Source organism: Microbacterium martis (assembly GCF_047246685.1).
Lineage (GTDB): Bacteria > Actinomycetota > Actinomycetes > Actinomycetales > Microbacteriaceae > Microbacterium.
The window spans coordinates 126,505-151,019 of sequence record NZ_JBFOKT010000001.1 but is presented as its reverse complement, the minus strand read 5'-3'; the positions used below and the strand labels follow the sequence as shown (position 1 = coordinate 151,019).

The 24,515-nt window shown below is 70.1% G+C and carries 19 protein-coding genes; 5 read left to right on the top strand and 14 right to left on the bottom strand.

Annotation, left to right across the window (positions count from 1 at the left end; translation table 11 throughout):
• Positions 1-13: 13 nt before the first annotated feature.
• Both sufU and AB3M90_RS00715 read right to left on the bottom strand, forming a co-directional pair.
• Positions 14-448 carry a Fe-S cluster assembly sulfur transfer protein SufU gene (gene sufU / locus AB3M90_RS00720; RefSeq protein ID WP_412949352.1) on the bottom strand — a complete coding sequence of 145 codons (435 nt, stop codon included), beginning with the start codon at positions 446-448 and terminating at the stop codon, positions 14-16.
• Complete coding sequence (locus AB3M90_RS00715; protein WP_412949351.1) at positions 445-1,752, bottom strand: aminotransferase class V-fold PLP-dependent enzyme; 1,308 nt, start codon at positions 1,750-1,752, stop codon at positions 445-447. Before AB3M90_RS00715 ends, sufU begins: the two co-directional genes overlap by 4 nt.
• A 42-nt stretch (positions 1,753-1,794) precedes the next feature.
• On the opposite strand from AB3M90_RS00715, the gene AB3M90_RS00710 reads away from it, so the two are divergent.
• Complete coding sequence (locus AB3M90_RS00710; RefSeq protein ID WP_412949350.1) at positions 1,795-2,442, top strand: LysE family translocator; 648 nt, start codon at positions 1,795-1,797, stop codon at positions 2,440-2,442.
• 4 nt (positions 2,443-2,446) lie between these two features.
• On the opposite strand, the gene AB3M90_RS00705 is transcribed toward AB3M90_RS00710, so the two are convergent.
• Entirely contained in the window at positions 2,447-3,250 is an 804-nt protein-coding gene (locus AB3M90_RS00705) for a DUF1206 domain-containing protein (protein WP_412949349.1), read from the bottom strand.
• Between the two features lie 67 nt (positions 3,251-3,317).
• Complete coding sequence (locus tag AB3M90_RS00700; protein ID WP_412949348.1) at positions 3,318-3,953, bottom strand: GyrI-like domain-containing protein; 636 nt, start codon at positions 3,951-3,953, stop codon at positions 3,318-3,320.
• Between the two features lie 126 nt (positions 3,954-4,079).
• On the opposite strand from AB3M90_RS00700, the gene AB3M90_RS00695 reads away from it, so the two are divergent.
• The gene (locus AB3M90_RS00695; protein ID WP_412949347.1) at positions 4,080-4,586 is read left to right on the top strand and encodes a hypothetical protein; all 507 of its coding nucleotides are present in this window, start codon (positions 4,080-4,082) and stop codon (positions 4,584-4,586) included.
• Positions 4,587-4,610: 24 nt separating this feature from the next.
• Here the strand turns inward: AB3M90_RS00695 and AB3M90_RS00690 are convergent, their stop codons facing one another.
• Positions 4,611-5,969, bottom strand: a complete 1,359-nt coding sequence (locus tag AB3M90_RS00690; protein ID WP_412949345.1) for an aspartate aminotransferase family protein — start codon at positions 5,967-5,969, stop codon at positions 4,611-4,613.
• Positions 5,970-6,095: 126 nt separating this feature from the next.
• On the opposite strand from AB3M90_RS00690, the gene AB3M90_RS00685 reads away from it, so the two are divergent.
• Positions 6,096-7,637, top strand: a complete 1,542-nt coding sequence (locus AB3M90_RS00685) for a PucR family transcriptional regulator (protein WP_412949344.1) — start codon at positions 6,096-6,098, stop codon at positions 7,635-7,637.
• A gap of 17 nt (positions 7,638-7,654) precedes the next feature.
• Here the strand turns inward: AB3M90_RS00685 and AB3M90_RS00680 are convergent, their stop codons facing one another.
• On the bottom strand, positions 7,655-9,220 hold the full coding sequence (locus AB3M90_RS00680; protein ID WP_412949343.1) for a CoA-acylating methylmalonate-semialdehyde dehydrogenase: 1,566 nt from the start codon (positions 9,218-9,220) through the stop codon (positions 7,655-7,657).
• A 156-nt stretch (positions 9,221-9,376) separates the two neighbouring features.
• Here AB3M90_RS00680 and AB3M90_RS00675 point away from each other — a divergent pair, with 156 nt between their 5' ends.
• The gene (locus AB3M90_RS00675; RefSeq protein ID WP_412949342.1) at positions 9,377-10,108 is read left to right on the top strand and encodes a DUF1345 domain-containing protein; all 732 of its coding nucleotides are present in this window, start codon (positions 9,377-9,379) and stop codon (positions 10,106-10,108) included.
• Positions 10,109-10,120: 12 nt separating this feature from the next.
• Here AB3M90_RS00675 and AB3M90_RS00670 read toward each other — a convergent pair whose 3' ends face one another.
• From AB3M90_RS00670 to AB3M90_RS00640, 7 genes are all read right to left on the bottom strand, one after another.
• Positions 10,121-10,255, bottom strand: coding sequence for a methionine/alanine import family NSS transporter small subunit (locus AB3M90_RS00670; RefSeq protein WP_412949341.1), 135 nt, complete (start codon positions 10,253-10,255; stop codon positions 10,121-10,123).
• Positions 10,252-11,874, bottom strand: coding sequence for a sodium-dependent transporter (locus AB3M90_RS00665; protein WP_412949339.1), 1,623 nt, complete (start codon positions 11,872-11,874; stop codon positions 10,252-10,254). The genes AB3M90_RS00670 and AB3M90_RS00665 overlap by 4 nt, the downstream gene beginning before the upstream one ends.
• Before the next feature lie 38 nt (positions 11,875-11,912).
• Positions 11,913-14,147, bottom strand: a complete 2,235-nt coding sequence (locus tag AB3M90_RS00660) for an FAD-dependent oxidoreductase (protein WP_412949338.1) — start codon at positions 14,145-14,147, stop codon at positions 11,913-11,915.
• Positions 14,148-14,188: 41 nt separating this feature from the next.
• Positions 14,189-15,493: an ABC transporter substrate-binding protein gene (locus tag AB3M90_RS00655; protein ID WP_412949337.1), complete on the bottom strand. Its 1,305-nt coding sequence runs from the start codon at positions 15,491-15,493 to the stop codon at positions 14,189-14,191.
• Positions 15,494-15,547: 54 nt separating this feature from the next.
• Positions 15,548-16,477, bottom strand: a complete 930-nt coding sequence (locus tag AB3M90_RS00650; RefSeq protein WP_412949336.1) for a carbohydrate ABC transporter permease — start codon at positions 16,475-16,477, stop codon at positions 15,548-15,550.
• A gap of 2 nt (positions 16,478-16,479) precedes the next feature.
• Entirely contained in the window at positions 16,480-17,385 is a 906-nt protein-coding gene (locus AB3M90_RS00645; RefSeq protein ID WP_412949335.1) for a carbohydrate ABC transporter permease, read from the bottom strand.
• A 151-nt stretch (positions 17,386-17,536) separates the two neighbouring features.
• Complete coding sequence (locus AB3M90_RS00640) at positions 17,537-18,370, bottom strand: alpha/beta fold hydrolase (RefSeq protein WP_412949334.1); 834 nt, start codon at positions 18,368-18,370, stop codon at positions 17,537-17,539.
• A gap of 74 nt (positions 18,371-18,444) precedes the next feature.
• Here AB3M90_RS00640 and AB3M90_RS00635 point away from each other — a divergent pair, with 74 nt between their 5' ends.
• The gene (locus AB3M90_RS00635; RefSeq protein ID WP_412949333.1) at positions 18,445-19,197 is read left to right on the top strand and encodes a TetR/AcrR family transcriptional regulator C-terminal domain-containing protein; all 753 of its coding nucleotides are present in this window, start codon (positions 18,445-18,447) and stop codon (positions 19,195-19,197) included.
• Here the strand turns inward: AB3M90_RS00635 and AB3M90_RS00630 are convergent.
• Positions 19,166-24,349: a glycoside hydrolase family 2 TIM barrel-domain containing protein gene (locus AB3M90_RS00630; RefSeq protein WP_412949332.1), complete on the bottom strand. Its 5,184-nt coding sequence runs from the start codon at positions 24,347-24,349 to the stop codon at positions 19,166-19,168. The two genes, AB3M90_RS00635 and AB3M90_RS00630, sit on opposite strands and share 32 nt — an antisense overlap.
• Between the last annotated feature and the right edge of the window lie 166 nt (positions 24,350-24,515).

The window sequence follows — 24,515 nt, the reverse complement described above, 5'->3', positions numbered from 1 at the left end:
GTGCCGGCTTCGGCTATTCCCGGCTGAGCGCGTCCTCGGCGGCGACCCACGCCAGCATCGCGCACTTGACCCGCGCCACGTACTTCGAGACCCCGCCGAGAGCTGCGGCGTCTCCGAGCAGCGCCTCGTCGGGCTCGATCCTCCCGCGCGACCGCATCGCCTCGCGGAAGGCGGCGATGCGCACCCCGAGGTCGTCGGTCGAGAGCCCCTCGGCGAGCTCGGCGAGGAGCGACGCCGAGGCCTGCGAGATCGCGCACCCGTGCCCTTCCCACGCGATCGCCTCGACCCGGCCGTCGGCGCCGCGGTGCACCTGCAGGGTCACCTCGTCGCCGCAGGTCGGGTTCACCTGATGCGACTGCGCGGCGACGGCCTCGCGCAGCCCGTAGCCGTGCGGCGTGCGCGAATGGTCGAGGATCAGCTCCTGATACAGGTTCTGCAGATCGCTCATGCGCCCCTCCGGAAGAACTCGATCGCCCCGGCGACGCCGTCGATCACCGCGTCGACCTCGGCATCCGTCGTGTACAGATAGGTGCTCGCCCGCGTCGACGAGGTCACCCCGAGCCGGCGGTGCAGCGGCTGCGCGCAGTGATGGCCGACCCGCACGGCGATGCCCAGGTCGTCGAGGTACTGCCCGACGTCGTGCGAGTGGATGCCGGCCACGTCGAAGCTGGCGAGGCCGACGCGCGGAAGGGCGATGTCGGCGCCGAGGACGCGCACCCCTTCGATGGCGGAGAGGCCGTCGACCAGGCGCGCTCCGAACGCGGCCTCGTGCGCCGCGATACGCGCCATGCCCACCGACGACAGGTAGTCCACGGCCGCGGCGAGCGCGACGGCCTGCGAGACGCGCTGCGTTCCGGCCTCGAAGCGCTGCGGCGGCGGCAGGTACTCGGCCTCGGTGGTCGTGACCGTGGTGATCATCGACCCTCCGGTGAGGAACGGCGGCATGATCTCGAGCAGCGCCCGGCGGCCGTAGAGGGCGCCGATTCCGCTCGGCCCCAGCATCTTGTGGCCGGAGAGCACCGCGAAGTCGACGTCGAGCGCGCGGAGGTCGAGGGGAAGGTGCGGTGCCGACTGGCAGGCGTCGAGAAGCGTCATCGCGCCGGCCCGCCGCGCGAGGGCGACGAGCTGGTCCACCGGGTTGATCACCCCGAGCACGTTCGACACGTGGGTGAACGCGACCAGACGGGTGCGCTCGGTGATCATCTCGGCGGCGACGTCGAGGCGGAGGGCGCCGTGGTCGTCGAGAGGCACGACCCGCAGCGTCGCACCGGTCCGCGCCGCGAGCTCCTGCCAGGGGATGAGGTTGGCGTGATGCTCCATCTCGGTCGTGACGAGCTCGTCTCCCGGGCCGAGACGGAGCGGCGCGGCGGCTGCTCCCCCGCGACCCGCGGCGGCGTTCGACAGCGAATAGGCGACGAGGTTGATCGCCTCGGTGGCGTTCGACGTCCAGACGATCTCGTCGTCGTCGACGCCGACGAACCGGGCGAGCGCGGCACGCGCGTCTTCGAACAGCTCGGTCGCCTCCGCCGCCAGGGTGTGGGCGCCGCGATGGACGGCCGAGTTGCTGCGGGTCGCGAACTCGCGCTCGGCGTCGAGCACGGCGAGTGGGCGCTGCGACGTCGCTCCCGAATCGAGGTAGACGAGCGGATGCCCGTTGACCTCGGTCTGCAGGATGGGGAAGTCGTCGCGCAGTCGCCGCACCTCGTCGTCGCTCAGCGGGGCGATCACGTCGGGGGCGGCGGACATGCTCATCGTTCCAGTTTCTCATCCACGGCGGTGCCCTAGGCTCGCATCATGTTCAGCGTCGACACTCTCGTGGCGTTCATCGTGGCGGCGTTCATCATGGTGGTGATCCCGGGGCCTACGGTGATGTTCACGATCGGCCGCGCCATGGCGCTCGGACGGGTGGGCGGACTCCTCAGCATCGTGGGCACCGCCGTCGGATCGATCGTCCTCGTCGTCGCCGTGGCTCTCGGCGTCGGCACGATCATCGCGCAATCCGTCGTCCTCTTCACGATCGTGAAGGTGCTCGGCGCCGGATACCTCGTCTTCCTCGGCATCCAGGCGATCCGTCATCGGAAGGATGCCGCGGGAGCCGTGCTGGCCGGGAAGACGCGCCGTTCGGGTCGACGTCTGCTGATGGAGGGGTTCGTCGTCGGGCTCACCAACCCGAAGTCGATCGCCTTCTTCCTGGCGATCCTCCCGCAGTTCGTCGATCTGCAGGCGGGATCGGTGCCCGTGCAGCTCTTCGTGCTCGGCGCGATCGTCGTGGCGATCGGCGTCTCGTGCGACGCGCTCTGGGTGCTGCTGGCGAGCGCTGCGCGCGACTGGTTCGCGCGCTCTCCCCGCCGCGTGGAGGCGATGGGGGCCACCGGCGGAGGACTCATGATCGGTCTGGGCGCCTTCCTGCTCGTGTGGAGCGAGAAGCCCGCGACGGCATGAGGGGTCACATCCGGGAGTAACGGGAACGCGCGATGCAGAAGAGCCCGTAGACGGCGAGCCCGACCCCGACGACGCACAGGACGACCGGGCCGAGCGGCAGGTCGAGCAGACTGCGCAGTGCTCCGTCGAGACCCGACGACGCGTCGGGATCGTCGGTGAAGGCGGCGATGACGAAGAGCACCCCGGTGACGGCGACCGCGATGCCCTTGGCGATGTAGCCGATCACGCCGAAGGTCACGATGCCCTCGCGCGGAGCCGTGTCGGAAGGGAGATGAAGCAGCTTCTTGAACCCGCGGGTGAAGCCGCTGACGATGAAGCCGATCCCGACTCCCGCCACCGTCGCCCCGATGATGACCAGGAGCACGACGCCCGCCGGAGCCGCCAGCAGCACGGCGCTGAGGGTCTGCGACGCCTTCTCGGAGTGCGCGCTGCCGCCGAAGGCGAAGATGACGGCCAGGCCCGCGACGACGAGATACGAGAGCGCGATGCCGAAGAACTTCACGCGCTTGCCCCACTTCTTCGTGTCGGCGCGATCGGTCACGAGGAAGGCGGTGGCGATCTGCCATACGGCGAGCGCGACGAGTCCGGCGGCGATGATCGCGAGGAGCAGCCCGCCGATCGGGCTCTGCCGGATCGCCTGCATCACGCCGTCTTGATCGGCGTCTCCGCCTCCGCCGAGAGCGATCGAGACGGCGAAGCTCCCGATCATGATGTGGATCAGCCCGACGACGATGAAGCCGATGCGCGCGGCGAGACGGAACGCGTCCGAGTCCTTCGCGGCCCGGGCGGCGTCTTTGGCGGTGCTCATCCTCGAAGACTATCCATCGCGTCGGACGCTGCCGAGCGGGTCGACCTCGACCCGCGGGACGACATGCTCATCCGGTTCTCTCCACGGGTTGCCGCAGGATCGTGCGCAGTCTCGCGGGCTCCGTTCGACGAAGATCGCTCAGGTAGATCTCATGGTGCCGACCGCGCATCCGCAGCCCGTTCTCGGGGATGAACCGGCGATGGAGCTCGTCGAGCAGCGGGCCCTCCTCATCGAAGGGGCCGACGTGCAGCGTCTGCACGCAGAGCCCCTCTTCCAGCGTCTCGAGACGCACCGAACGCAGCGCCGGCGACGGGTCCTCCTTCTTCTTGGCGGCCTTCTCCTCCACCGCCTCGATCGCGTCGGCGACCATGTCGGCGGTCACGTGATCGGGCACCATCAGGAGCAGCGTCCAGAGCCAGCTCGAGGCGTCGCGCCGCGAGGTGAAGGCCGCCATGTCGCGAGCGTGCCACAGGCCCTCGAGCGGCATGACCACCGTGTCGATGCCCCGCTCCTTCCTGGCGGCGAACTTCAGGGTGTAGGCGAGGGGGAAGAGCGCGCTCACCGCCTCGCCGAACGCCGCGTCCGTGTTCGGATCGCCGGAGCCGTCGACCATCAGGTACTGCAGCGGCGGCACGTCGACGATGCGCGTCTCGCCGCGCTTCGCCCGATACGCGTCGAGGGTCTTCTTCGGGTCGATCGCCATGGCGCACCTCCGTCTCGCTGCTGCCCAGTGTGCCAGGGGCCACCGACGATCACAGCTGCGGGATGAGTGTGAACACCGCCTGGCTAGGCTCGGGGCTTCTTCCGGACACGGCGAGGGCGGAGCGGCATGAGGGTGCACGACCTCCTCTCGGGCCTGCCCTCCGGCATCCGTTCGCTCGGCGAGACCGAGGACCCGCTGCGGAGGCCGCACCTGATGGTCGGGGGGCAGGTGACACGCGTGGTCGTCGACGTCATCGCCGCGACCGTCCATGTCCTGTTCGAGCTGCGGCAGGCGTCGCGACTGCCCGCGAACACCGCACTGCTGCGCGTCGACGGCGTGGTACGGCAGGACTGGATCCGCTCGGCATGGACCGACGACCACACGTCGTGGACGATCACCGACGCGACGGCTCATCGGCGCCGGCAAGAGGTGGTGTTCTCGGTGCGATGCGGTGAGGCGGGCGCCCTGCGGCTGGTCGGGGCCTCGGCCGAAGTCGTCCTGCTCGACGTCACGGGCGCTGCGGCACCGCCCTCCGAACCGATCGACCCCCGCGCGCTCGCGCGCCTCACCGTCGCCGACGAGTCGTCGGCGTGCGAGATCGTCGGCGTGGCCCGCTGGCCGCGCGACGGATGAGTCGGATGCCGCGCCGCCGGCGACTCAGTGCCGGAAGGCCCCCAGCGCCTCGTCGATGATGTCGAGTCCGCGCGTCGCGTCGTCGGCGGTGATGACGCACGGCGGCACGACGTGCAGACGGTTGTCGGCGAAGAAGGGCAGCAGGCCGCGCGCGAGCAGGTCGCTCTTGAGCGTGGCGATCCCCGCGGCCGGGAGGGGCGCGCGGCTGTCACGGTCGTCGACCAGCTCGACCGCCCAGAAGACGCCGCTCCCCCGCACCTCGCCGATGACCTCGTGCCGTTCGGCGAGCTGCCGCAGGCGCGGACCGATCACCTCGGCACCGACGCGGCGGGCGTTGTCGACGACACCCTCGGCGCGCATGGCCTCGATCGTGGCGACCACGCTCGCCGCCGCCAGGGGATGGCCGGAGTAGGTGAGGCCGCCCGGGTAGACCCTCTCGTCGAAGTGATGGGCGATCTCTCCCGGGATGATGACCCCGCCGATCGGCACGTACCCGGAGTTGACGCCCTTGGCGAAGGTGATGAGGTCGGGCCGCACGTCGAAGCCGTCGAGCGCCAGCCATTCACCCGTGCGTCCGAAGCCGGCCATCACCTCGTCGAGGATGAGCAGGATGCCGTAGCGGTCGGCGATCTCGCGCACGCCCGTCAGATAGCCGGGCGGCGGGACGAGGATGCCGGCCGTGCCCGGGACCGTCTCGAGCAGGATCGCCGCGATGCTCTCGGGCCCTTCCGACTGGACGACCCGTTCGAGGTGGTGCAGCGCGCGCGCCGACTCCTCCCCGGGCGTCGTGGCCCAGAACTCGGATCGGTACAGGTAGGGCCCGAAGAAGTGCACATGGCCGCGCGCGTACTCGTTCGGGATGCGGCGCCAGTCGCCGGTCGAGACGATCGCCGCACCGGTGTTGCCGTGATACGAGCGGTAGGTCGAAAGCACCTTGTCGCGTCCGGTGACCAGTCGCGCCATGCGGATCGCGTTCTCGTTGGCATCGGCGCCGCCGTTGGTGAAGAACACCTTCTCGAACCCGTCGGGGGCGATGTCGACGATCAGCCGTGCGGCCTCGGCGCGCACGGCGTTGGCGTGCGCGGGTGCCACCGTGGTCAGGATCTCGGCCTGGGCTTGGATGGCCGCGACGACCTTCGGATGCTGGTGGCCGATGTTCACGTTCACGAGCTGGCTCGAGAAGTCGAGGAAGCGATTGCCCTCGGCATCCCACACCGTCGTCCCCGAGCCGCCGGCGAGCGGGAGCGGAGCGAGCGAACCCTGCGCCGACCACGAATGGAACACGCGCGAACGATCGGCGTCGGCGACCTCGGCGTTCGTGACGGTCACGGCGGTCGTGGAGCCGCCGAGCGGCAGAGCGTCGGCGTGAGGGCTGTCGGTCATGGGAGTCCTTCGTGATCGTGCGGCTGCGGCACCACGATCCTCTCAGTCGCGGGAGGGGTCAAGACCGCCAATCCGTCGATCCTTCGAGCACTTGACGGACAGATCGTCATCGGTCAGGATGCCGGAGTGCCCGCCCGTCTCCGCGCCCTGATGAACGAGTCGCGCTTCGCCCTGCGGGCGGTGAGCGGGGTCGACGACGCGCTGCTCGAACAGCCCGTGCTGTGGGCCCACAACTCCGATCTCCCCGACCCGACGCCCTGGCTCGACTCGGGCGGCCTGCTCCTCACCGACGGCGTGCAGTTCGACGGCAGCGAGCCGACGCCCGTCGCGCCCTACGTGCGCCGTCTCGTCGATCACGGCGTCCTCGCGCTCGGGTTCGCGGTGGGCGTCGCGCACGAGCGGATCCCCGAGGATCTGCGCACCGCCGCTGCCGCGCACGGGCTGCCGCTGGTCGAGGTTCCCCGGGCGACGCCCTTCATGGGCATCATCCGCTACATCTCCGACGCGGTCGCCGCCGACGAGCGGCTCATGCTCGAGACCTCGCTCAGGGCGCAGCGGTCGGTCGCCCGCGCGGCGCTGCGACCGGACGGTCTCGCCGAGATCCTGCGCGAGCTCGAGCGCAACCTCGACTGCTGGGTCGCGTTGTTCGACGCGTCGGGCGCCCGCGTGCCGGCGCCCACACGACGCGGAATCCCGTCGTCGCTCGCACCGGAGGTGGCGAGAGCCGTCACGAGCATGCTCGCGCGCGGCCGCACCGCCGCCGTGCGCCTCAGCATCGCCGAGGGCGGCACGGGCTCCGGCCTCGCGCGCGAGGTGACGCTGCAGACTCTCGGGCAGCGCGGCGACCTGCGCGGCATCCTCGCCGTCGGAACCGGCACCGGATCGCTCGATCGCGCGCGAGCCGATCTCGTCGACGCGGTGATCGCCCTCGCCAGCATCGCGCTCGAGCAGAGCCGCACTCTCGACGACGCGCGTCGGCGCCTGCGGTCCGGCGTGCTCGAGCTGCTGATGGCTGGTCTGATCGGGGTGGCGCAGCGCACGGTGACGCACCTGTGGGGACCCCTCCCCGACGGGCCCATCCGCGTGGGCACGATCGCACCGCCGGACGACGGCGACGTGCAGGCGCTTCGCGCGGCGATGGAGCTCCTGGCGGTCGAGCACCGCGGCGCGCTGTTCTTCGCCGAGCACGACGAGGGCATCGTCGCGATCGCGCCCGCCGACGGCCGGGCCGAGCTGCTCGCCCTGCTCGCGCGACACGGCGCCCGTGCCGGCTTCTCGGCGCCGTCTGCGTGGAATGATCTGGGCGAGGCGGTGGCCGAGTCGCAGCGGGCGCTGGCGCGCACTTCGACAGAGCGCCCCGTCGCGGAGTTCGACGACGTCGTCCGCGGGGGGCTGCTCGGGCACCTCGAGCACACCCGCGCGCATGACGTGGCCCGTCGGATGCTGCTGCCGCTCGAGAGCGCTCAGGCGCCGCCGGAGCTGCGGCGCACGCTCGAGGTCTGGCTCGAGCACAACGGCGCGTGGGACCCCGCGGCGAAGGCTCTCGGCATCCACCGGCACACCCTGCGTGCGCGCGTCGACGGGGCGGGAGCGCTGCTCGGGCTCGACCTGGAGACCTTCGCCGCGCGCAGCGAGCTGTGGGGCGCGCTGCAGCTCACGCGTCGCTGACGTCGCTTCCCGCCGGCTCAGGTGTTCTGGGGGAAGCCGAGGTCGATGCCGGTGTGGTCGCTTGTGTTGCGGGTGGCGGGGTCGATCCACCGGGCGGTGATGGCTTTCTCGCGGGTGAAGAAGTCGAAGCCGTGGGGGCCGTAGGCTTTCGCGTCGCCGAAGAGGGATTTCTTCCACCCGCCGAAGGAGTGGTAGGCGACGGGGACGGGGATGGGCACGTTGATGCCGATCATCCCGACCTGGACCTCGTTCTGGAAGCGGCGGGCGGCGCCGCCGTCGTTGGTGAAGATCGCGGTGCCGTTGCCGAACTCGCCGGAGTTGATCAGGTTCAGGCCCTCGTCGTAGCTGGCGACGCGGACGATCGACAGGACGGGTCCGAAGATCTCCTCGGTGTAGGCGCGGCTGGTGGTGGGGAGGGCGTCGATGAGGGTGGGGCCGAAGAAGAAACCGTCCTCGTGCCCGTCGACGGTGAACCCGCGGCCGTCGACGACGATCCGCGCCCCGTCGGCTTCGGCGATGTCGACGTAGGACGAGACCGTATCGCGGTGCACGTCGGTGATCAGCGGGCCCATGTCGGGTTCCACACCGTCGACACCCGCACCGTTGCCGACACGCAGCTTCGCGATGCGGTCGGTGATCTTGCCGATCAGCTCGTCCGCGACGGGCTCGACCGCGAGGACCACGCTGATCGCCATGCACCGCTCACCCGCCGCCCCGTATCCGGCGTTCACGGCCTGGTCGGCGACGAGGTCGAGATCGGCGTCGGGCAGGACGAGCATGTGGTTCTTCGCCCCGCCGAGGGCCTGCACCCGCTTGCCGTTGCGGGATGCCGTCTCGTAGATGTACTGCGCGATCGGGGTCGACCCGACGAAGCTGATCGACTGCACGACCGGGGATTCCAGCAGCCCGTCGACGGCGAGCTTGTCGCCCTGCAGCACCGTGAACACCCCGTCAGGGAGCCCCGCCTCCTGCCACAGCCGCGCCAGCCACAACGCCGCCGACGGGTCCTTCTCGCTCGGCTTCAGGACCACCGCGTTGCCCGCCGCGATCGCGATCGGCGCGAACCACAACGGCACCATCACCGGGAAGTTGAACGGGCTGATCACCCCCACCACACCCAACGGTTGCTTGATCGAGTACACATCGACGCCACTGGACGCGTTCTCGCTGAACGCGCCCTTGATCAGATGCGGGAACCCGGTCGCCAGCTCCACGACCTCCTGCCCCCGCAGGATCTCCCCCCACGCGTCCGAGACCACCTTGCCGTGCTCGGCCGTGATGATCGCCGCCAACTCCCCCTTACGGGCGTTCAACAACTCCCGGAACGCGAACAACACGCTCTGCCGCTTCGCGACCGAGAACCCCGACCACACCCGGAACCCCGCCTCCGCCGACTCGATCGCCGCATCGATGTCCGCCCGATCCGCCAACGCGACACGCGCCTGCACCGCACCCGTCGCCGGATCGAACACCGGCGCCGTACGACCGCCGTCCGAGACGCGAACATCCCCGTCGATCCAATGACCGATGATCGGGAGGGCGGACTCCGCGGTCGAGGCGGCGGACAGGTCGGTGATGGTCATTCTGCACCTCGGGGTCGGGGACTGGTCAGACCAGTAAAGCAAGGCGTCGCTCGCAGAGAAGCTGCCAATACGTCGAACCCTCACAGCATCGTTCGACGATGAGGCAGACCTGGTCGCCCTTCGCCGGTGCGGCATCCGTCTGGCATCCTCGTATCCATGAACCGGCCCACAGATCCGCCTTCGCCGCCCGCCACACCTTCCCGGGTGCCGCGAGCGGCGTTCGACGTCGTGCGTCTCGCCGTCGCCTGCATCGCCGGGGTGAACGCCTCGTGGATCACCCTGGTGATCGTGGTGCTGGTGCGCGGCTGGGAGCCGCGCACCGACCTGATGGCGCTCTGCGTGTTCGCGTTCTCGGCGGCATCCTCGATCGCCTATCTGGTGCACACGCTGCACGTGTTCGGCCGGCTGAGTCCCGCATCGCTGCGGACGCTGCTGGAGGCGAGCACCCCGAAGGGCAGGTTCGGCAGGCTCGGGGAGATGGTCTCGGGAACGGGGCCCACGATCGCGGTGCAGTGGTCGATCATCGCCGTGGGCGCGGTGCTCACGTTCACGCTGTGGCCGGGGCTGCTCACCCAGCCGATCACGGTCCTGTTCAGCGTCGCCGTCGTCGCCGCATCGTGGTCGGTGACCGTCGTCGCCTACGCGGTGCACTACGCCCGGTACGACATCGCCTCCGGCGGACTGCAGTACCCCGGGAAGAGCGACCAGCGCGTGTTCATCGACTACGTCTATCTCGCCGTGCAGGTCCAGACGACCTTCTCGACGTCGGACGTCTCGGTTCTCGATCCCGCCGGGCGCCGCATCGTCACCGGCCACACGCTCGTCTCGTTCGCCTTCAACACCGTCATCATCGCCATGCTGATCACGGTGCTGTTCCTCGGGCGCTGAGCTCGCCGCGCGTCAGAGCTCGACCGGCACCTCGGGCTCGTCGTCGGAGGCCTCGGGATGCCGCGCCAGGTTCACGACCGCGGCGACGAGCCCTCCCCAGACCGTGACCATGGCGATGATCATCATGACGATGGCGGTCGGGGTCATGAGCGTGCTCCCTTCCGGCTCGATGCCGGGATGTCGACGGCGCCCGTCTCGGGATCGGGCTCGTACTCCTCCACGACGAGGAACTCGTCGTAGTCGGGGTCGTCCTTCGCGTGCGAGCGCCGGCTCCACGGCAGGAGCGACAGCAGCACCCCGATGACGACGAGGGCGATGACCAAGCCCCAGCCGAACACGCCGACGAACCAGACGGGATAACCGCTGTAGGGCTCGGAGATCTTGGTGATGAGCTCGGTGACGAGAAGGTACCCGAGCACGACGGGGGCGAGCACCCCGACGGCGATTTTCCACGTGCGTCCGACGCGGAAGCTCGACCGCCTGTTGAGGTGCTCCTCGAGCACGGGCAGCTTGTGCAGCAGCCACGCCACGACGACGACTGCCACGAACGCGACCGCCATGATCCCGAAGGCGTTGACGAACGCGTCGGCCGTGTCGAGCACTGACAGCGCCGTGGTCGTCGAGAACAGCGCCACCGAGATCACCCCCAGCGGGATCGTCACGATGAGCGTGGTGCGCACGCGCCCCCAGCTCATCTTGTCCTGCAGGGAGGCGACGATCACCTCGATGACCGAGATGAGAGACGTGACCCCGGCGAAGACGAGCGCACCGAAGAACAGCACCCCGATGATCGACCCGCCCGTCGCCTGCGACACGATCGTCGGGAAGGCGATGAATGCCAGGCCGATGCCCGACGAGGCGACGCCCGACACCTCGGCCCCCTGCGCCTGCGCCATGAATCCCAGGGCGGCGAACACCCCGATGCCCGCGAGGATCTCGAATCCCGAGTTCGCGAACGCCACGACCAGGCCCGAACCGGTGAGGTCGGTCTTGCGCTTCAGATACGACGAGTAGGTCACCATGATGCCGAAGGCGACCGACAGTGAGAAGAAGATGTGACCGTAGGCCGACGCCCACACGCCGGGATCGGCGAGCGCCTCCCAGTTCGGGGTGAAGAAGGCGTTGAGGCCCTCCATCGCGCCGGGCAGGAACAGGGCCTGCACGACGAGCACGGCGAACATGAGCGTGAGCAGCGGCATCAGGATCGTGTTGGCGCGACCGATGCCCCGCTTCACCCCGAGTGCCATGATGACGATCACGATCAACCACACGGCGATCAGCGGCAGGCCCACCTGCGGCACGAACTCGGCGGAGACGCCGACCTCGGCCACGTCGGCCGATCGGAGGAAGTCCTCGAAGAAGAAGGCCTCCTCGTTGCCCGCGCCCCACGAGAGCTGAGCCGAGAACCAGGTGTACATCGCCGCCCACGCGATGATCACGGCGTAGTAGACCGCGATCACCACGCAGATGAGCACCTGCCACCAGCCCAGAGGCTCGGCCGCGCGGTGCATGCGCCGGAAGGCGAGCGGCGTCGATCCCCGGAAGCGGTGACCGATCGCGTAGTCGAAGAACAGCAGCGGGATGCCGGCCGTCAGCAGCGCGCACAGGTACGGGATCAGGAACGCCCCGCCGCCCCCCTCGTACGCCACGTACGGGAAGCGCCAGATGTTGCCGAGTCCGACGGCCGAACCGATCGCGGAGAGGATGAACACGTTCCGCGACCCGAAGGCCTCGCGTTTCGGGGAGTGCGTGGTTGCGGTGGCCATGCCCGTGACCCTACCCGAGTCGCCATCGCCCGCGCGCGTCAGTGCACGCGCAGGGCCACGATGCGCGCGTGGGGATCGCCGTTGGTGGCGTGCACCACGACGCGCAGCGCGCGCGTGCGCACCGGTGCGTCGAGCCGGTGCACGCGGTGACGGCGTCGGTTGCCCTCGACCCGGACGACGGGCTCCCAGCCGTCGTCGTCTCCGCGCACCTCGACGGTGTAGTCGCGGACGATCTCGGGGAACACCAGATCAGGGCTGCGGTGATGGTGGAGGGTGTTGAGCTCGACATCGAGGTCGTCGTCGAAAGTGAGTCGCACCTCCGCGATCTCCTCCGGAGACTCCCACTCGAGCGCGAGCCACTCGTCGGCATCGCCGTCGGCGACCCACATCTGAGGCCCGCCGAACGGACGCGAGTAGCCGCCCACCGCCTTGTCCGGGGCGAACGCGTCGGAGAGCGGGGTGACGCGCACGCGCGGTGCCCACCCCCGCAGCGGCCGCGCCGGCCAGCTCACGACGGCCTCGCTCTCGTCGACCTCGACGTTCTCGTCGCCGTCGGCCTGGGGGATGTGCGGCAGCGCGAGCATGCCGGGCACGTGATTGGGCACGAGCACGACCGAGACGTCGGGCGCGGCGTCGACGATCACCACCACGTTCTCCGGGGTGTCGGGATGCCACTCCAGCGGCAGCTCGACCCACTGCAGCTCGTCACTCCCGGTCACCGAGACGCTCACCCGTCGCTGCTCGGCGATCGGCACGAAGTTCTGGGGCCGGCCGGTCGTCCACAGCGAGGCCGTCAGCTGCACGTCGCGCGGGGCGCGGACCTGCAGCGCGAGCGAGTCGAGCCGCGGGTCGACGGGCACGACGACGGCGAGATCGGCGTCGAGCGCGTGCCCACGCGCCGAGGAGCCGCCCGCCTGATCGAGGTCGCGACGCCGGCTCGACGCGCTGACGGCAGCCCGACGCGCGGCATCATCGTCGTCGGTGTTGGCGACCCCGAAGATCGACGCGTCCTGCTTGAGCAGCAGCTGCTGCACGTCGGACGCATGGCGGGTGGCGAGCTCGCGCGGTCCGACGCCCAGGTCGAGCGCGAGCGAGGCGGCCGTGCCGACCGCTTCGCCCGTCGTGGCGCAGGTGGCCATCACGCGGGTCGAGCCGAACGCGACGTGCGAAGCCGAGATGTCGCGTCCGGCGACCAGCAGATTCGGCACGTTGCGCGAGTAGAGCGAGCGCAGCGGGATCCCGTAGATGCCGTCGGAGTACCGCTGGTGCGCTCCGGATGCCGTCGCGTACATGCCCTCGACCGGGTGGAGGTCGATCGACCAGCCGCCGAAGGCGACGGCATCCGGGAAGACCCGCTGCTCGAGGATGTCGCGCTGCGACAGCACGTGGTCGCCGAGGAACCGCCGGTACTCGCGCTTGCCCGGCAGGGACCCGACCCACTCGAGGTCGAGGTTCTCGGCGTCGAAGCGTCCCGAGTTCTTGATGTGGTCCCAGATGCCGAAGATGACGGAGCGCAGCTCGTCGCGGATCGCCTCGTTCTGGTCGACCGTGTCGAGGTGTCCGCCCCATTCGATCCACCAGTAGTGCGCGCCGGAGTCTCCGGAGCGGATGATGCGCGATTCCGGGATGGGGGTCTGGAGGATGTCCTTCGCCGAGTCGGGGGCGATGAATCGCACGGGGTGGCCGACGTCCTTCGTGTAGAAGAGGAGCGTCGAGCCGAGCAGTTCGCCGTCGGCCTCGTCGGGCGCCCATTCCTCGTCGTACTCCGACCGCGCCTCGCGACCGATGCGGTGGTCGGCCCCGGCGAGCGCGCCGATGAGCCCGTCGCCGGTGGCGTCGACGAAGAGGGGCGAGGTGAAGGTGGTCTCGATCTCCGACCCCATCGTCCATCCCGTGACCGAGCGGATGCCGGACTCGCCCGCGTCGATGGTGCGCACGTCGGTGTTCAGGAACAGCGAGATGCCGGGTTCGGCCCGCACGGCGTCGAGCACGACCTCGTCCCAGTGGATGGGGTTCCCCTCGGGATTGCGGTACTGGTTCTCGGTGTACAGCTCGCCGATGACACCGGTCTCCCTGGCGTAGCGCTGGATGCCGTGGGATGTCGCCCCGCAGACCCACACGCGCACCTCGGATGACGAGTTGCCGCCGAGCACCGGTCGGTTTCCGACGAGGGCGACCTTCTTCCCGAGGCGGGCCGCGCTGATGGCGGCCGCCACTCCGGCGAGTCCACCGCCGATCACGGTGAGGTCGCTGCTGATGCTCTGGTGACGCATGTCTTCCTTCTGTTTCGCGTGCGGGCCTGCGGGGGCGGGGGTCAGCCGACGAGCGCCTGCACCTTCTTGCCGGCGGCGACCATGGCATCCTTCGGCGTCGTCGAGCCGATCAGCACGCCCTGCACCTCTTCGGCGATGGCGGCCTCCATCTGCGCGTACTGCACGAACTCCCACAGCGGGCTCGGCTTCGCGTCGACGGTGACCCGCTCGGTGAACTGGCTCACGAACGCGTTGCCCGACACGGCCGACGACGCGAGGGCCTCGTCGGTCGCCGGCGGCAGACCGAGCGCGGTGAAGTAGCTCACCTGCTGCGCCGGGTCGGAGGTGATCCACTGCGCGAAGTCGCCCGCGGTGCCGGCTCCCTTGCCGTCGACGACGACGAGCAGGTGGCCCCACAGCACCTCCTGCGGGGTGTCGCCCTTCTTGACGACCGGACGCGCGAACGGCGCCATCTTCGATGCCAGCTCCGGGTCGGACGCCGACTTGAGCACTGCGGCGCGACCGGCGGGGGCGTCGTCGTAGACGGCGGCCTTGCCCTGGCCGAACAGCGCGCGGGCCGCGGCGCGGTCGACGTCGGCGGCGATCAGCCCCTGGTCGAAGAGTTTCTTGTACCAGGTGACCGCCTCGATCGAGGCCTCGTCGCCGATGGTGACCTTGCCGTCGTCGATGATCTTCGACCCGAAGGTCTGCATCCACACGACGATGTCCTTGAGCTGCGCCGTCTTCGTCGACGCGGCGTAGGGGATGACCCCGCCGCCGAGCGCCTTCAGCTCGACCAGCGCCGCCTCGAAGTCCTTCGTCGTCTGCGGCAGCGCGTCGAGGCCGACCTTGCCGAGCAGCTCGGTGTTCGCGATCGGCCCGATGGCCGCGATGGTCCAGGGCAGGCCGAGCTGCTTGCCGCCGAACGACCCCGCCGTCAGACCGGCCTCGGTGTAGCCGCGGCCCTTGGCCTTGGCACCGAGGTCGGTGAGCTTGCCGAGAGCGGCGAGCGTCGAGAGCCAGGCGACGTCGAGCTGCGCGGCGCCGGTGAACTGCCCGCCCCGCACCTGGAGGGTGAGCTGGTTCAGGTAGTCGTTGAAGGGGTAGCTCGGGGTCTCGATCGAGATCCCGTCCTTCTTGGCGAACGCGTCGACCGAGGACTGCAGCGCGGGCTTGGTCGCCTCCTCCGACATCCCCCAGCTGGCGAAGGCGAAGTCGGTGGGCTTCGCCGGTCCCGCGGAGGCGCTGCTCCCGGGGCTGGGCGATCCCGACGGAGCGCAGCCGGCGGCGATGCCCGCGAGCGCGAGCCCGCCCAAGCCGACGGCCGAGAAGCGCAGCAGATCGCGACGCGAGAGATCAGATGCCATGGACGTATCTCCTTTGATGTGGTGCAGCAACAGCGATGTGATGGGGGTGAGCCGTCAGCCCTTGACCGCGCCGGCGGTGATGCCGCCGACGAGGTAGCGCTGAAGGACGATGAAGGCGATGCACACGGGCGTCGACACGAGCAGCGACGCCGCCATGAGCTCGGGCCACGCGGTCGCGGCCTCGCCGATGAAGGTGTTCACCAGGCCCGGGGGCAGCGTCTGCTTCTCGGGTCCCGCGAGGGTGAGGGCGAACATGAAGTCGTTCCAGCCGCGCACGAAGGCGAAGAGACCGGCGGCGACCAGTCCGGGGGCCGCCAGCGGGAGGATGACGGAGTGCAGGGTGCGCCAGTGACCGGCGCCGTCGATGCGGGCCGCCTCGATGAGATCGTCGGGCAGCGCGTCGAAGAAGCCCTTCAGCATCCACACGCAGAGCGGCAGGGTGAACGTCGTGAAGGAGATGATCAGCGCCTGGTAGGTGTTCAGGAGGCCGAACTGGGCGAACACCACGTACAGCGTCACCAGCAGCAGCGCCTGGGGGAACATCTGGCTCGACAGGACGAAGTACATCAGCGACACGCGGCCGCGGAAGCGGTACTTCGAGAAGGCGTACGCCATGTACATCGAGACCACCACCGACAGCACCGCGGTGATGACGGAGACCAGGATGCTGTTGAGCAGATACCCGAAGATGGCCGGGTTCGTGAGCACCGTCGCGTAGTGCTCGAACGTGATGTCGGTCGGCAGGAAGCGCGGCGGGAAGCTGAAGACGTCGCCGTCGGGGGTCAGCGAGGTCACCACGAGCCAGTAGACGGGCAGGAACGCGAACAGCGAGATGACGACGAGCGCGATCCACATCCCCCACCGCGGACGACGGCGGGCGCGTCGGCGCGGTGCGCTCTCTCCGGCGGCGATCGTGGCGAGGGCTTCCTCGGTGTGCGCGAGCTCCGGCGAGGCGGAGGACGAGACGGGGGCGGCGACGTTCACGGTCACTTCTTCTCTCCGCGCTCCGAGAAGCGCACGTAGATGACGACGAGCACGAGCAGGAGCACCATCCACAGCAGCCCCAGCGCGCCGGCGTGGCCCAGGTCGTAGCCCTTGAAGGCGGTGTCGTAGACCTCGGTCGCGAAGGTCTGCGTGGTGCCGGCGGGGCCGCCGCCGGTCATGACGAAAATGGTGTCGAAGTGCTGGAAGTTCCAGATGAACTCGAGCAGGATCACGAGTCCGGCGACGCCGCTGATGTGCGGCCAGGTCACGGAGAAGAAGCGGCGGATGCTGCCCGCCCCGTCCATCGCCGCCGCCTCGTGCAGTTCGCGCGGCACCGTCTGCAGCGCGGCGAGGAGCATGACCATCACCCAGGGGAACGAGTTCCAGGTCTTGGCGATGATGAGCGCCCCGCGCGCGGTGTCGGTCTGGAACAGCCAGGCCACCGGCGAGTCGATCATCCCCAGCTGCATCAGCAGACCGTTGAGCACCCCGTAGTTGGCGTCGAAGATCCACATCCACAGGAACGAGACCACCACGCCCGGGACCAGCCACGGGATGAGGAACGCGCCGCGGAGGATGCGCTGCCCGCGGAACCGCTCGTTCAGCACCAGCGCCAGGGCGAGTCCGATGAGGAAGGGCATGATCGTGGCGCCGACGGTGAAGATGAGCGTCTGCCAGAGGAGCCGGTCGAAGCCGTCCTGGAGGACCGCGACGATGTTGTCGAAACCGGCCCAGGTCGTGCCGGCGAACAGCAGGCTCTCGGTGAAGAACGCCGAGGCGAGGGAGCGCAGCAGCGGGAACATCACCACTCCCAGCAGCAGGGCGGTGCCCGGCAGCAGGAGGAGCATGATGAATCGCACCTCGCTCAGGCGCCCGGCCCGACGGGTACGCGTCGTGGCATCCGTCATGGGATTCCCTTTCCTCTTCGAAAGAAGGCCTCGTACATAGGAAACCGCAAGGTGGGACCCTTGCCTTCCTGATGCACCACTATTGCATAATACGCACGGCTAGTCCAGCCAGTGGGTCATATTCGTCGGATTCCGAGGCGCGCCTGCCGGTTCACGAGACGGATGCCACCCGCCGGGCGAAATCCGCCATCGCGTCTCGGACCTGCACGGGCTCCTCCATCCAGGGGAAGTGGGCGCCGCCGGCGATGACGGCGCGGGTGACTTGCGCGCCTTCGAAGCGCGGACCGTTCCACAGCGACTGGTCGACGATCCGATCCTCGCTGCCGCTGATGATCAGGGTCGGCAGAGACGCCGGCCACCACGTGGCCGTGTACGTCTCGTCGAAGTTCCGCGCGGACCAGTCGACGGCCTCGCGGTTGTACGGCATGGCCGCCAGGAGCTCACTCCCCCGCACGACCGTGTCGGGACGGAAGTTCCACGGCGCCGAGGCCACGGCGATCTCGGCGAGGTGCGCGTTCGTGGGCGTTCGCTCGTATACCTGGGTCGCGGCGTCGACGGCCGGGAGGGGGTTCTCGCGCGTCATCCGCTCGAAGGTCGGCATCCAGGAGGCGTTCGGGGCCGTGCTCATCAGAACGAGTCCGGCCAGCATCCGCTCGAGCACGGGCACCGACAGCAGGTATTCGCCACCGGTCGAGTGCCCCACGAAGACCGGGCGCTCGACGGCGGCAGCCGCTTCACGCAGCACCGACGGCCAGGCCTCGAACGTGTCGGCCGGCGCTCCCGGCGCATCGACGTTCGAGCCGTCGCCCGGCAGATCGACCATCCAGATCCGCCCCGGCACCTCGATCGCATCCGCGAACCCGTGCAGGCTCTCCGAGCCCAGGCCCGGCCCCCCGGGGAGCAGAAGCCAGTCGAGGTCGCCCGGGCGCTCGTGCCTCTTCCGCAGGCGCACCCCCGAGGGCGTCCATTGCTCCGTCATATCCATCGCGATCCCCTTACTCTTGGTCTACACCGTAGATTCGTGTTCTACAGTGTAGATAAAATTCGAAGGAGATGTGGATGCCGCGTTCCCAGGAAACCTCGACCCCGCGACGCCCGCGGGGCCGGCCCGCCGGCGTCTCCCGCGAGGCGGTGCTCGACGGAGCCCTGGGGCTGCTCGACGAGGTCGGGCTGGACGCCTTCAGCATGCGCACGCTCGGCGGGCGCCTGAACGTCGATCCGATGACGATCTACCGGCACTTCCCCAGCAGGACGGCGCTGCTCGACGGCGTGGTCGAGCGGGTCTTCGCCGAGATGCCGATCGCCGCCGAGACCTCGGACTGGCGCGAAGACGCGGCCGCCTGCCTCCGCGCCCTGCGCACGACCCTGCTCGCCCATCCCGAGGCCGTTCCGCTGATCGCGATGCGTCCGCCGGTGACACCCGGCGCGTTCGACGCGACCGAGGCGCTGCTGCGCGCGCTGGAGCCGGCCGGGCTGTCGCCGCGTGAGACCCTGGATGCCGCGCAGATCCTCGCCCGCACCACGGTGGGCCACGTCGTGGCCCAAGCGGGGCCGCCTCCGGGCGCGGACCGCGACGGGCGCGAGACGGCGCACGCCCAGTCGGCCGCAACGCTGCCCGCGGACCGCTTCCCGCGCCTCGCCCGCGCGTATGCCGAGGGCTACGAGATCGACCACGACCGGCTCTTCGAGAGGTCCGTCACCGCGATGCTGGACGAGATCGGCGCGCGCGCCGCCACGGCCCCGGCGGAGCCTGATCGCGCGGAGGCGTCGTCGGCGCAGGTCAGCGCACGACCACCGTCCGGGGCGCGCTGAGGGTCGATCCGGCCGCGTTGACGAACTCCACGGTATAGGTGTGCGCCCCCGCGGAGCGCCCCTCGAGGAGCAGCTGCGCTCGCTGGTGCTGCGGCGTCGCCGGCGCGAGATCGCCCGACCCGACGACCACGCCGTCTTCGAGGAAGCGGTAGGAGGAGGCGTTCGTCCCCCACCACAGATCGGCCGTCAGGGTGAAGGTGCCGTCGCCGTCCCAGTTGTCGTCGCTGAGCACGGGGGCGCCGGGCCGAGCGTGCTTCACCGTCACGGTCACCGGGGCGACCTCTGTCTCACCCTTCGAGTTCGCGAGCACACCGGTGTAGACGTACGTGCCGTTGCCGCGGCCGGCGATCGGCACGGTCGCGCTCTGCGCCTGAGGAGAGCCCGGCGCGAGGGCCTTGGTCGCGATCAGCTCGCCGTTCTCGTACAGCCGGAACGTCGACGCGTTCTCGCCCCACCAGAGGTTCATCGTCAGGTCGAACGTGCCGTCGTGGAGTCCGGTCGCCACCCCGCTCGTGCTCGACAGCACCCCGCGCGCCGGAGCGGCGGTCGCGCCGTCCGACGTCGCCGCACGCACGACGACGGTGGCCGTGGCGGTGCCGACCCACCCGTCGTCGTCGCGCTCGAGGACCGTGACGGTCCACTCACCGGCAGGAAGAGCGCTGTCGACCGACCAGAGGCCGTCGGCCCCGACCTCGGTCTTCCCGACCGACGTGCCGTCGGAGAGCGACACCTCGATGACGTCGCCCGGGGCGCTTCCGCCGCCCGCGATCTCGCCCTCCTCGTCGATCGACTGGTCGGCGACGGTCGGCTGAGGCGCGACGGGGAACATCGACGGGTCCGGCACCGGCGTGAACTCCACCGCAGAAGCGCGGAGGAAGCCGCTCCCGGTCGCAGCGAGCTGCACCGTCGCAGGGTGGTCGGCGTCGACCAGGACCTCACCGAGATCGACCCACGTGCCGCGCTGCGCGACCTGGTCGACGGCGACGGTGCGGCTGCCCTGTGCGCCGGTCACGGTGTAGCGGGCGCCCTTGGCCGCGTCGCTGCTCGAGGGGATCGAGACGCGGAGCCGGTACGTTCCGACCAGGGTCGGCGCGGTCCAGGTGGCCGTCGCCTTCGGCTGCGCCGAGAGATCGGCGTAGACCGACGGATGCGACCCCGGGCCCTGCAGCGAGCTCTTCGGCCAGGTTCCGGTCGACCGGAACGGAACGGATCCGTCGTCGCGGGGCGCGGTGTCGGTCGGGGTGATCACGAAGGGGCAGGCCGAGACACCCGGAACCGTCACCGCGGCGCTCCAGTCCGACAGCCCAGCACCCAGCGCGCGGACCCGATACGTACCCGGCTGCGCGCCGATCAGCCCCAGCGACGCCTCCGTGCCGGTCACGAGGCGCTGCGTCGTGGCGCCGCACTCGACACGTTCGACGAGGTATCCGATCCCGCCCTGGCCGTCCCACCGGAGGAAGGCGTCGTTCCCCCGGTTGGTGGCGGCGACACCGGTCGGCGTGCCGGGAGTCGTGTCGCTCGCCGCTGCGGGCGTCGAGATCGTGCCGCTCCACGACGCGGATGCACCCGCGGCACCGACCGCGGCGACGCTGACCTGGTACGTGCGAGACGGCGCGAGGTCGTCGATCGGCAGCACCTCCACGGCCGCCCGTTCGATGTCGTAGCTCCGATCGGTGCTCGGACCGGTGATCCTCACGCGGTAGCGCTCCGTGCCCTCGGAGGGTGCGACGACGATTCCGCCCGAGTGCGCACCGGCCACGGTCCCCCGCACCTGCAGCGCGGGAGTGCTGTCGGCCGCGAGCGGCACAGCCGTGAGCCTCTCGCTCCAGGCCGACGGTGTGCTCGCCGCCTCCCTCAGGCGCACGTCGTACGCCGTGCCCGCGTCGAGCCCTTCGATCCGTGTGCCCGGACGATTGCTCGTCGAGTAGGCCTGCACCCGCGTCTGCGTGCCGTGCTCATAGACCTCGACGTCGTAGGTGCCGTTCTTCGTGTCGTCGGAGTAGCCCAGCACCAGCGCCCCCGGCGCAGGGGTGAGCGCGACCACCTTCGGCGGCAGCGCGCCCCCCGCCGCCGGCGCGAGAGCGATCTCGGCGGCCGGACCCGCCCCTTCGGTCCCGACGGCCGCCACGCGCACGGTGTAGGTGCGGCCGTTCTGCAGGCCGGACAGGTCGGCGAACGATTCGGCGGTGGTGACCGTCGCCGCGATGGTGCCGTCGGCGTCGGTCGCGGTGACCGAGTAGCGTCCGATGTCGGCAGGGTCGTCGAAGCGGATGCGCAGAGCGCCGTCGGCCGCCACGGTCTGGCCGATGACCGGCGCGGCGGGCGGGACGACGTCGCGCACCGCCACGGCGACCTCGTAGCCGGCGGGCGACAGCAGAGACACCGTGACCCGGGTGGCCGCAGCGGAGGCGCTCCAGCTGAGCGGCAGCTTCTTCGCCGCGGATCCCGGCTCGATGGTCGGCAGATCGACGACGGTGCCGCCGACGACCGTGCCGTCGGCCGCCGCCGTGCGCACGACCAGTCGGTGGTCGGTCAGGGTGCGCAGAGGCCCTCCCGGGTTCGTCGCCGGGCGCGGTGTCAGCGTCACCAGGCCGACTCCGGTGGTCGCATCGGCCGTGGCGGCGTCGATGGTGAGCGATGAGACGGGCGCGTTGGCGGCCTGCGTGGCGGTGTACCCCGCCTTCAGCCGTCCCCACACGTCTTGATTGCCCCAGCCGCGCACGAGGTTCGCGCCGGTGCCCTGGAAGTCGCTGCGGTAGTCGTTGTACGTCCACTGCGACCAGCCGAACACGTGCGGCAGGTCGGCGAACGCCTTCGCCGTCGCCGCGGACTGCGTCGAGAAGTCGAGCGTCTCGCGGTTGACCCCGAAGGTGTAGCCGTCGGGACTGTACTCCGAGACGAAGACGGGCTTGCCCCAGAAGTTCAGCGGCTTCGTCGCGTTGAAAGCGAAGTATTCGCGGTCGTAGGTGTTGATGCTGACGAAGTCCATGAACTGCGACCCGTCTTCGTCGGCCTGTCGCACCTTGCTCGGGTCGTCATCGGGCTTGCGCTTCTCCACCACCCAGTTCATCGTGTTGGTCGCCTGCGTCACGAAGCGGGTGGGGTCGATCTCCTTCGAGTACTCCGCCATCACGCGGTCGTACTCCTTGCCCACCGGGAAATGCGACTCGATCTCGTTCGCCACCGAGTGGGCGAAGATGCTGGGGTGGTTGAAGTCCCGCTCGACCATGACGCGGAACTCGGTCTTGATCGGATCGATGTCCTTGATCGCGAGGCTGCGCCCGTTCTGCCAGACGGGGACCTCGTCGATGAGCAGCATCCCGATCTCGTCGGCGTAGTCGAGCAGCTCCGGCGTCTGCGCGTAGTGCATGATGCGCGCGAGGTCGAGGCCCGACGCCTTCATCCGGTCCATGTCGCGTCGCACGAGGTCGAGCGGCTCGGTGTTGCCGTGCACCGGGTCGTCCGACACCCGGTTCGCTCCGGCCAGGCGCAGCTGCTCCCCGTTGAGGGTCACCTTGATGCCGTCGATCTCGAAGAGACGGATGCCGAAGCGGTCGCTCACGGCGCTGTCGGTGTGTCCGGCGGACGCGTCGAGCGAGACGTCGAAGCGGTACATCGCGGGGTCGTCGAGGTTCCAGAGCCGGAACGTGCCCGCCGCGAGGTTCGCGACGAGATCGGTCGACGCCGTCTTGCCGGCCGGAATCTCGAGTCGGGCCGTCAGGCCGTCGACGAGGACGGCGCCGGTCGCCGCGTCGGTGATCGTTCCGCGGAGCGCGACCGACTGCGCCGACGGACCGGCGTTCTCGACGAAGACCGTCGAGGTGACCTTCGCGGTCTCGGCGGCGAGATCGGGCGTGGCGACGATCTGCTGACGGTCGATGCCGACGGTGTCGCTCTTGATGAGCTCGACCGACCGCGAGATGCCGCCCCACGACCACCACGCTCCCTGCTGGAAGGTGTTGTCGGCGCGCACGACCACGGTGTTCTCGCCGCTGACGAGCAGGTCGGTCACGTCGAACTCGAACGGCGTGTAGCCGCCGCGATGATTGCCGGCGGGCTTCCCGTTGATCCAGACGTCGGTGTTCTCGTAGACGGCGCCGAACGCGATGCGCACGCGCTCGTTCGCGGAGGGATTCACGGCTCCGATCTGAAAGGTCCGCTGATACCAGGCCGCGCCGACGTACGTGCCGTAGCGGTCGGACAGGTCCCAGTTGTCGGGAACGGTGCGCTTCTCCCAGGCCGCGGCGCCGGTGCCCTGGTGCCAGCCCTTCTCTTCGCCCTTCTTGTCGGGGTCGGTCGAGAACGACCAGGCGCCGTCGAGCGACATGGTCGACTCCCCCGCGGTCACCTCGTGTCCCGGACGGTCGGACGCGGCGGCGACCGAGGGCACCCACACGCCCGAGCCGGTGATGCCGCCGGGGCCCTGCGGGGGCGTGTCGGATTCCTTCCAGCCGCATCCCGCGTTCGCCGCGGGGTGGCCGGCCGGCGCGCTTCCGAGGACGTCGACCGAGATCGGACCGAAGCTGGCCGCGGCGCGATACGTCCCGAGCCCGATCGTGCCGCCCGCGGCAGGAGAGGCCGCGGCGGCGACGAGCTGGTCGTCGACGTAGACGGCGGTGACGTCGTTCGCGCGCCGCACGGTGAGGGCGACCCACTGTCCGGCCACGATCGGCGTCGACCCCGAGCACAGCACCGTCGACGCGATCGGCTTCGACAGCCTCACACCCGCGCGATCCTTCGCCGCAAAGGCGGTGAACTGCGCGCTGATCCCGCTCGCCTTCAGCGCGGAGGTGTCGCGCATGTCGAGCAGCAAGGACACCGTTCCGTCGGACGCGACGGCGTCGATCTTCATGTGGGTGCGCAGCTCGTACGCGGCCGGCAGGGTGAGAGCGCCGCCCGGGCGGAGGTAGCTGCCGCTGGTCGCCCCCCGGGTGTCGCCGGAGAGGATGCCCGCGGCGGCGGACCACTTGTCGGCCGAGCCGCTCACGGGAGTCCAGTCGTCGATCGACGCGAAGTCCTCCGCGTACACGGCGCCGGGGCCGACCGCGCCGGGTCCGTCGAGCGCGGCAGCCGCGGCCGGCGGCACGAGAGACGGCAGCAGTAGCGACGCGGCGGCGGTGACCGCGATGAGGAGGGCTCGGGGTGACGGCATGGCATTTCTCCTTCGAAAGGACCAGCGGGATCTCGAGTCGCGTCTCCCCGGCCCTTCGGCATCGAGGGGCCGTTGCTCGCGCGAGGAGCGTCGAGCGGAAGTTCTGCGTTCTTGCTGCATCAGCATTGCATAGTACGCAACAGACATACAAGAGGCGGATTCGTGA

Excerpts from the sequence above, each read along its gene's own strand:
- AB3M90_RS00675 (WP_412949342.1), top strand. The coding sequence starts at position 9,377 with ATGAACCGGCCCACAGATCCGCCTTCGCCGCCCGCCACACCTTCCCGG.
- AB3M90_RS00680 (WP_412949343.1), bottom strand. The coding sequence starts at position 9,220 with ATGACCATCACCGACCTGTCCGCCGCCTCGACCGCGGAGTCCGCCCTC.
- AB3M90_RS00655 (WP_412949337.1), bottom strand. The coding sequence starts at position 15,493 with ATGGCATCTGATCTCTCGCGTCGCGATCTGCTGCGCTTCTCGGCCGTC.
- AB3M90_RS00660 (WP_412949338.1), bottom strand. The coding sequence starts at position 14,147 with ATGCGTCACCAGAGCATCAGCAGCGACCTCACCGTGATCGGCGGTGGA.
- AB3M90_RS00710 (WP_412949350.1), top strand. The coding sequence starts at position 1,795 with ATGTTCAGCGTCGACACTCTCGTGGCGTTCATCGTGGCGGCGTTCATC.
- AB3M90_RS00630 (WP_412949332.1), bottom strand. The coding sequence starts at position 24,349 with ATGCCGTCACCCCGAGCCCTCCTCATCGCGGTCACCGCCGCCGCGTCG.
- sufU (WP_412949352.1), bottom strand. The coding sequence starts at position 448 with ATGAGCGATCTGCAGAACCTGTATCAGGAGCTGATCCTCGACCATTCG.
- AB3M90_RS00700 (WP_412949348.1), bottom strand. The coding sequence starts at position 3,953 with ATGGCGATCGACCCGAAGAAGACCCTCGACGCGTATCGGGCGAAGCGC.
- AB3M90_RS00645 (WP_412949335.1), bottom strand. The coding sequence starts at position 17,385 with ATGACGGATGCCACGACGCGTACCCGTCGGGCCGGGCGCCTGAGCGAG.
- AB3M90_RS00670 (WP_412949341.1), bottom strand. The coding sequence starts at position 10,255 with ATGACCCCGACCGCCATCGTCATGATGATCATCGCCATGGTCACGGTC.
- AB3M90_RS00705 (WP_412949349.1), bottom strand. The coding sequence starts at position 3,250 with ATGAGCACCGCCAAAGACGCCGCCCGGGCCGCGAAGGACTCGGACGCG.
- AB3M90_RS00690 (WP_412949345.1), bottom strand. The coding sequence starts at position 5,969 with ATGACCGACAGCCCTCACGCCGACGCTCTGCCGCTCGGCGGCTCCACG.
- AB3M90_RS00695 (WP_412949347.1), top strand. The coding sequence starts at position 4,080 with ATGAGGGTGCACGACCTCCTCTCGGGCCTGCCCTCCGGCATCCGTTCG.
- AB3M90_RS00715 (WP_412949351.1), bottom strand. The coding sequence starts at position 1,752 with ATGAGCATGTCCGCCGCCCCCGACGTGATCGCCCCGCTGAGCGACGAC.
- AB3M90_RS00635 (WP_412949333.1), top strand. The coding sequence starts at position 18,445 with ATGCCGCGTTCCCAGGAAACCTCGACCCCGCGACGCCCGCGGGGCCGG.
- AB3M90_RS00665 (WP_412949339.1), bottom strand. The coding sequence starts at position 11,874 with ATGGCCACCGCAACCACGCACTCCCCGAAACGCGAGGCCTTCGGGTCG.
- AB3M90_RS00640 (WP_412949334.1), bottom strand. The coding sequence starts at position 18,370 with ATGGATATGACGGAGCAATGGACGCCCTCGGGGGTGCGCCTGCGGAAG.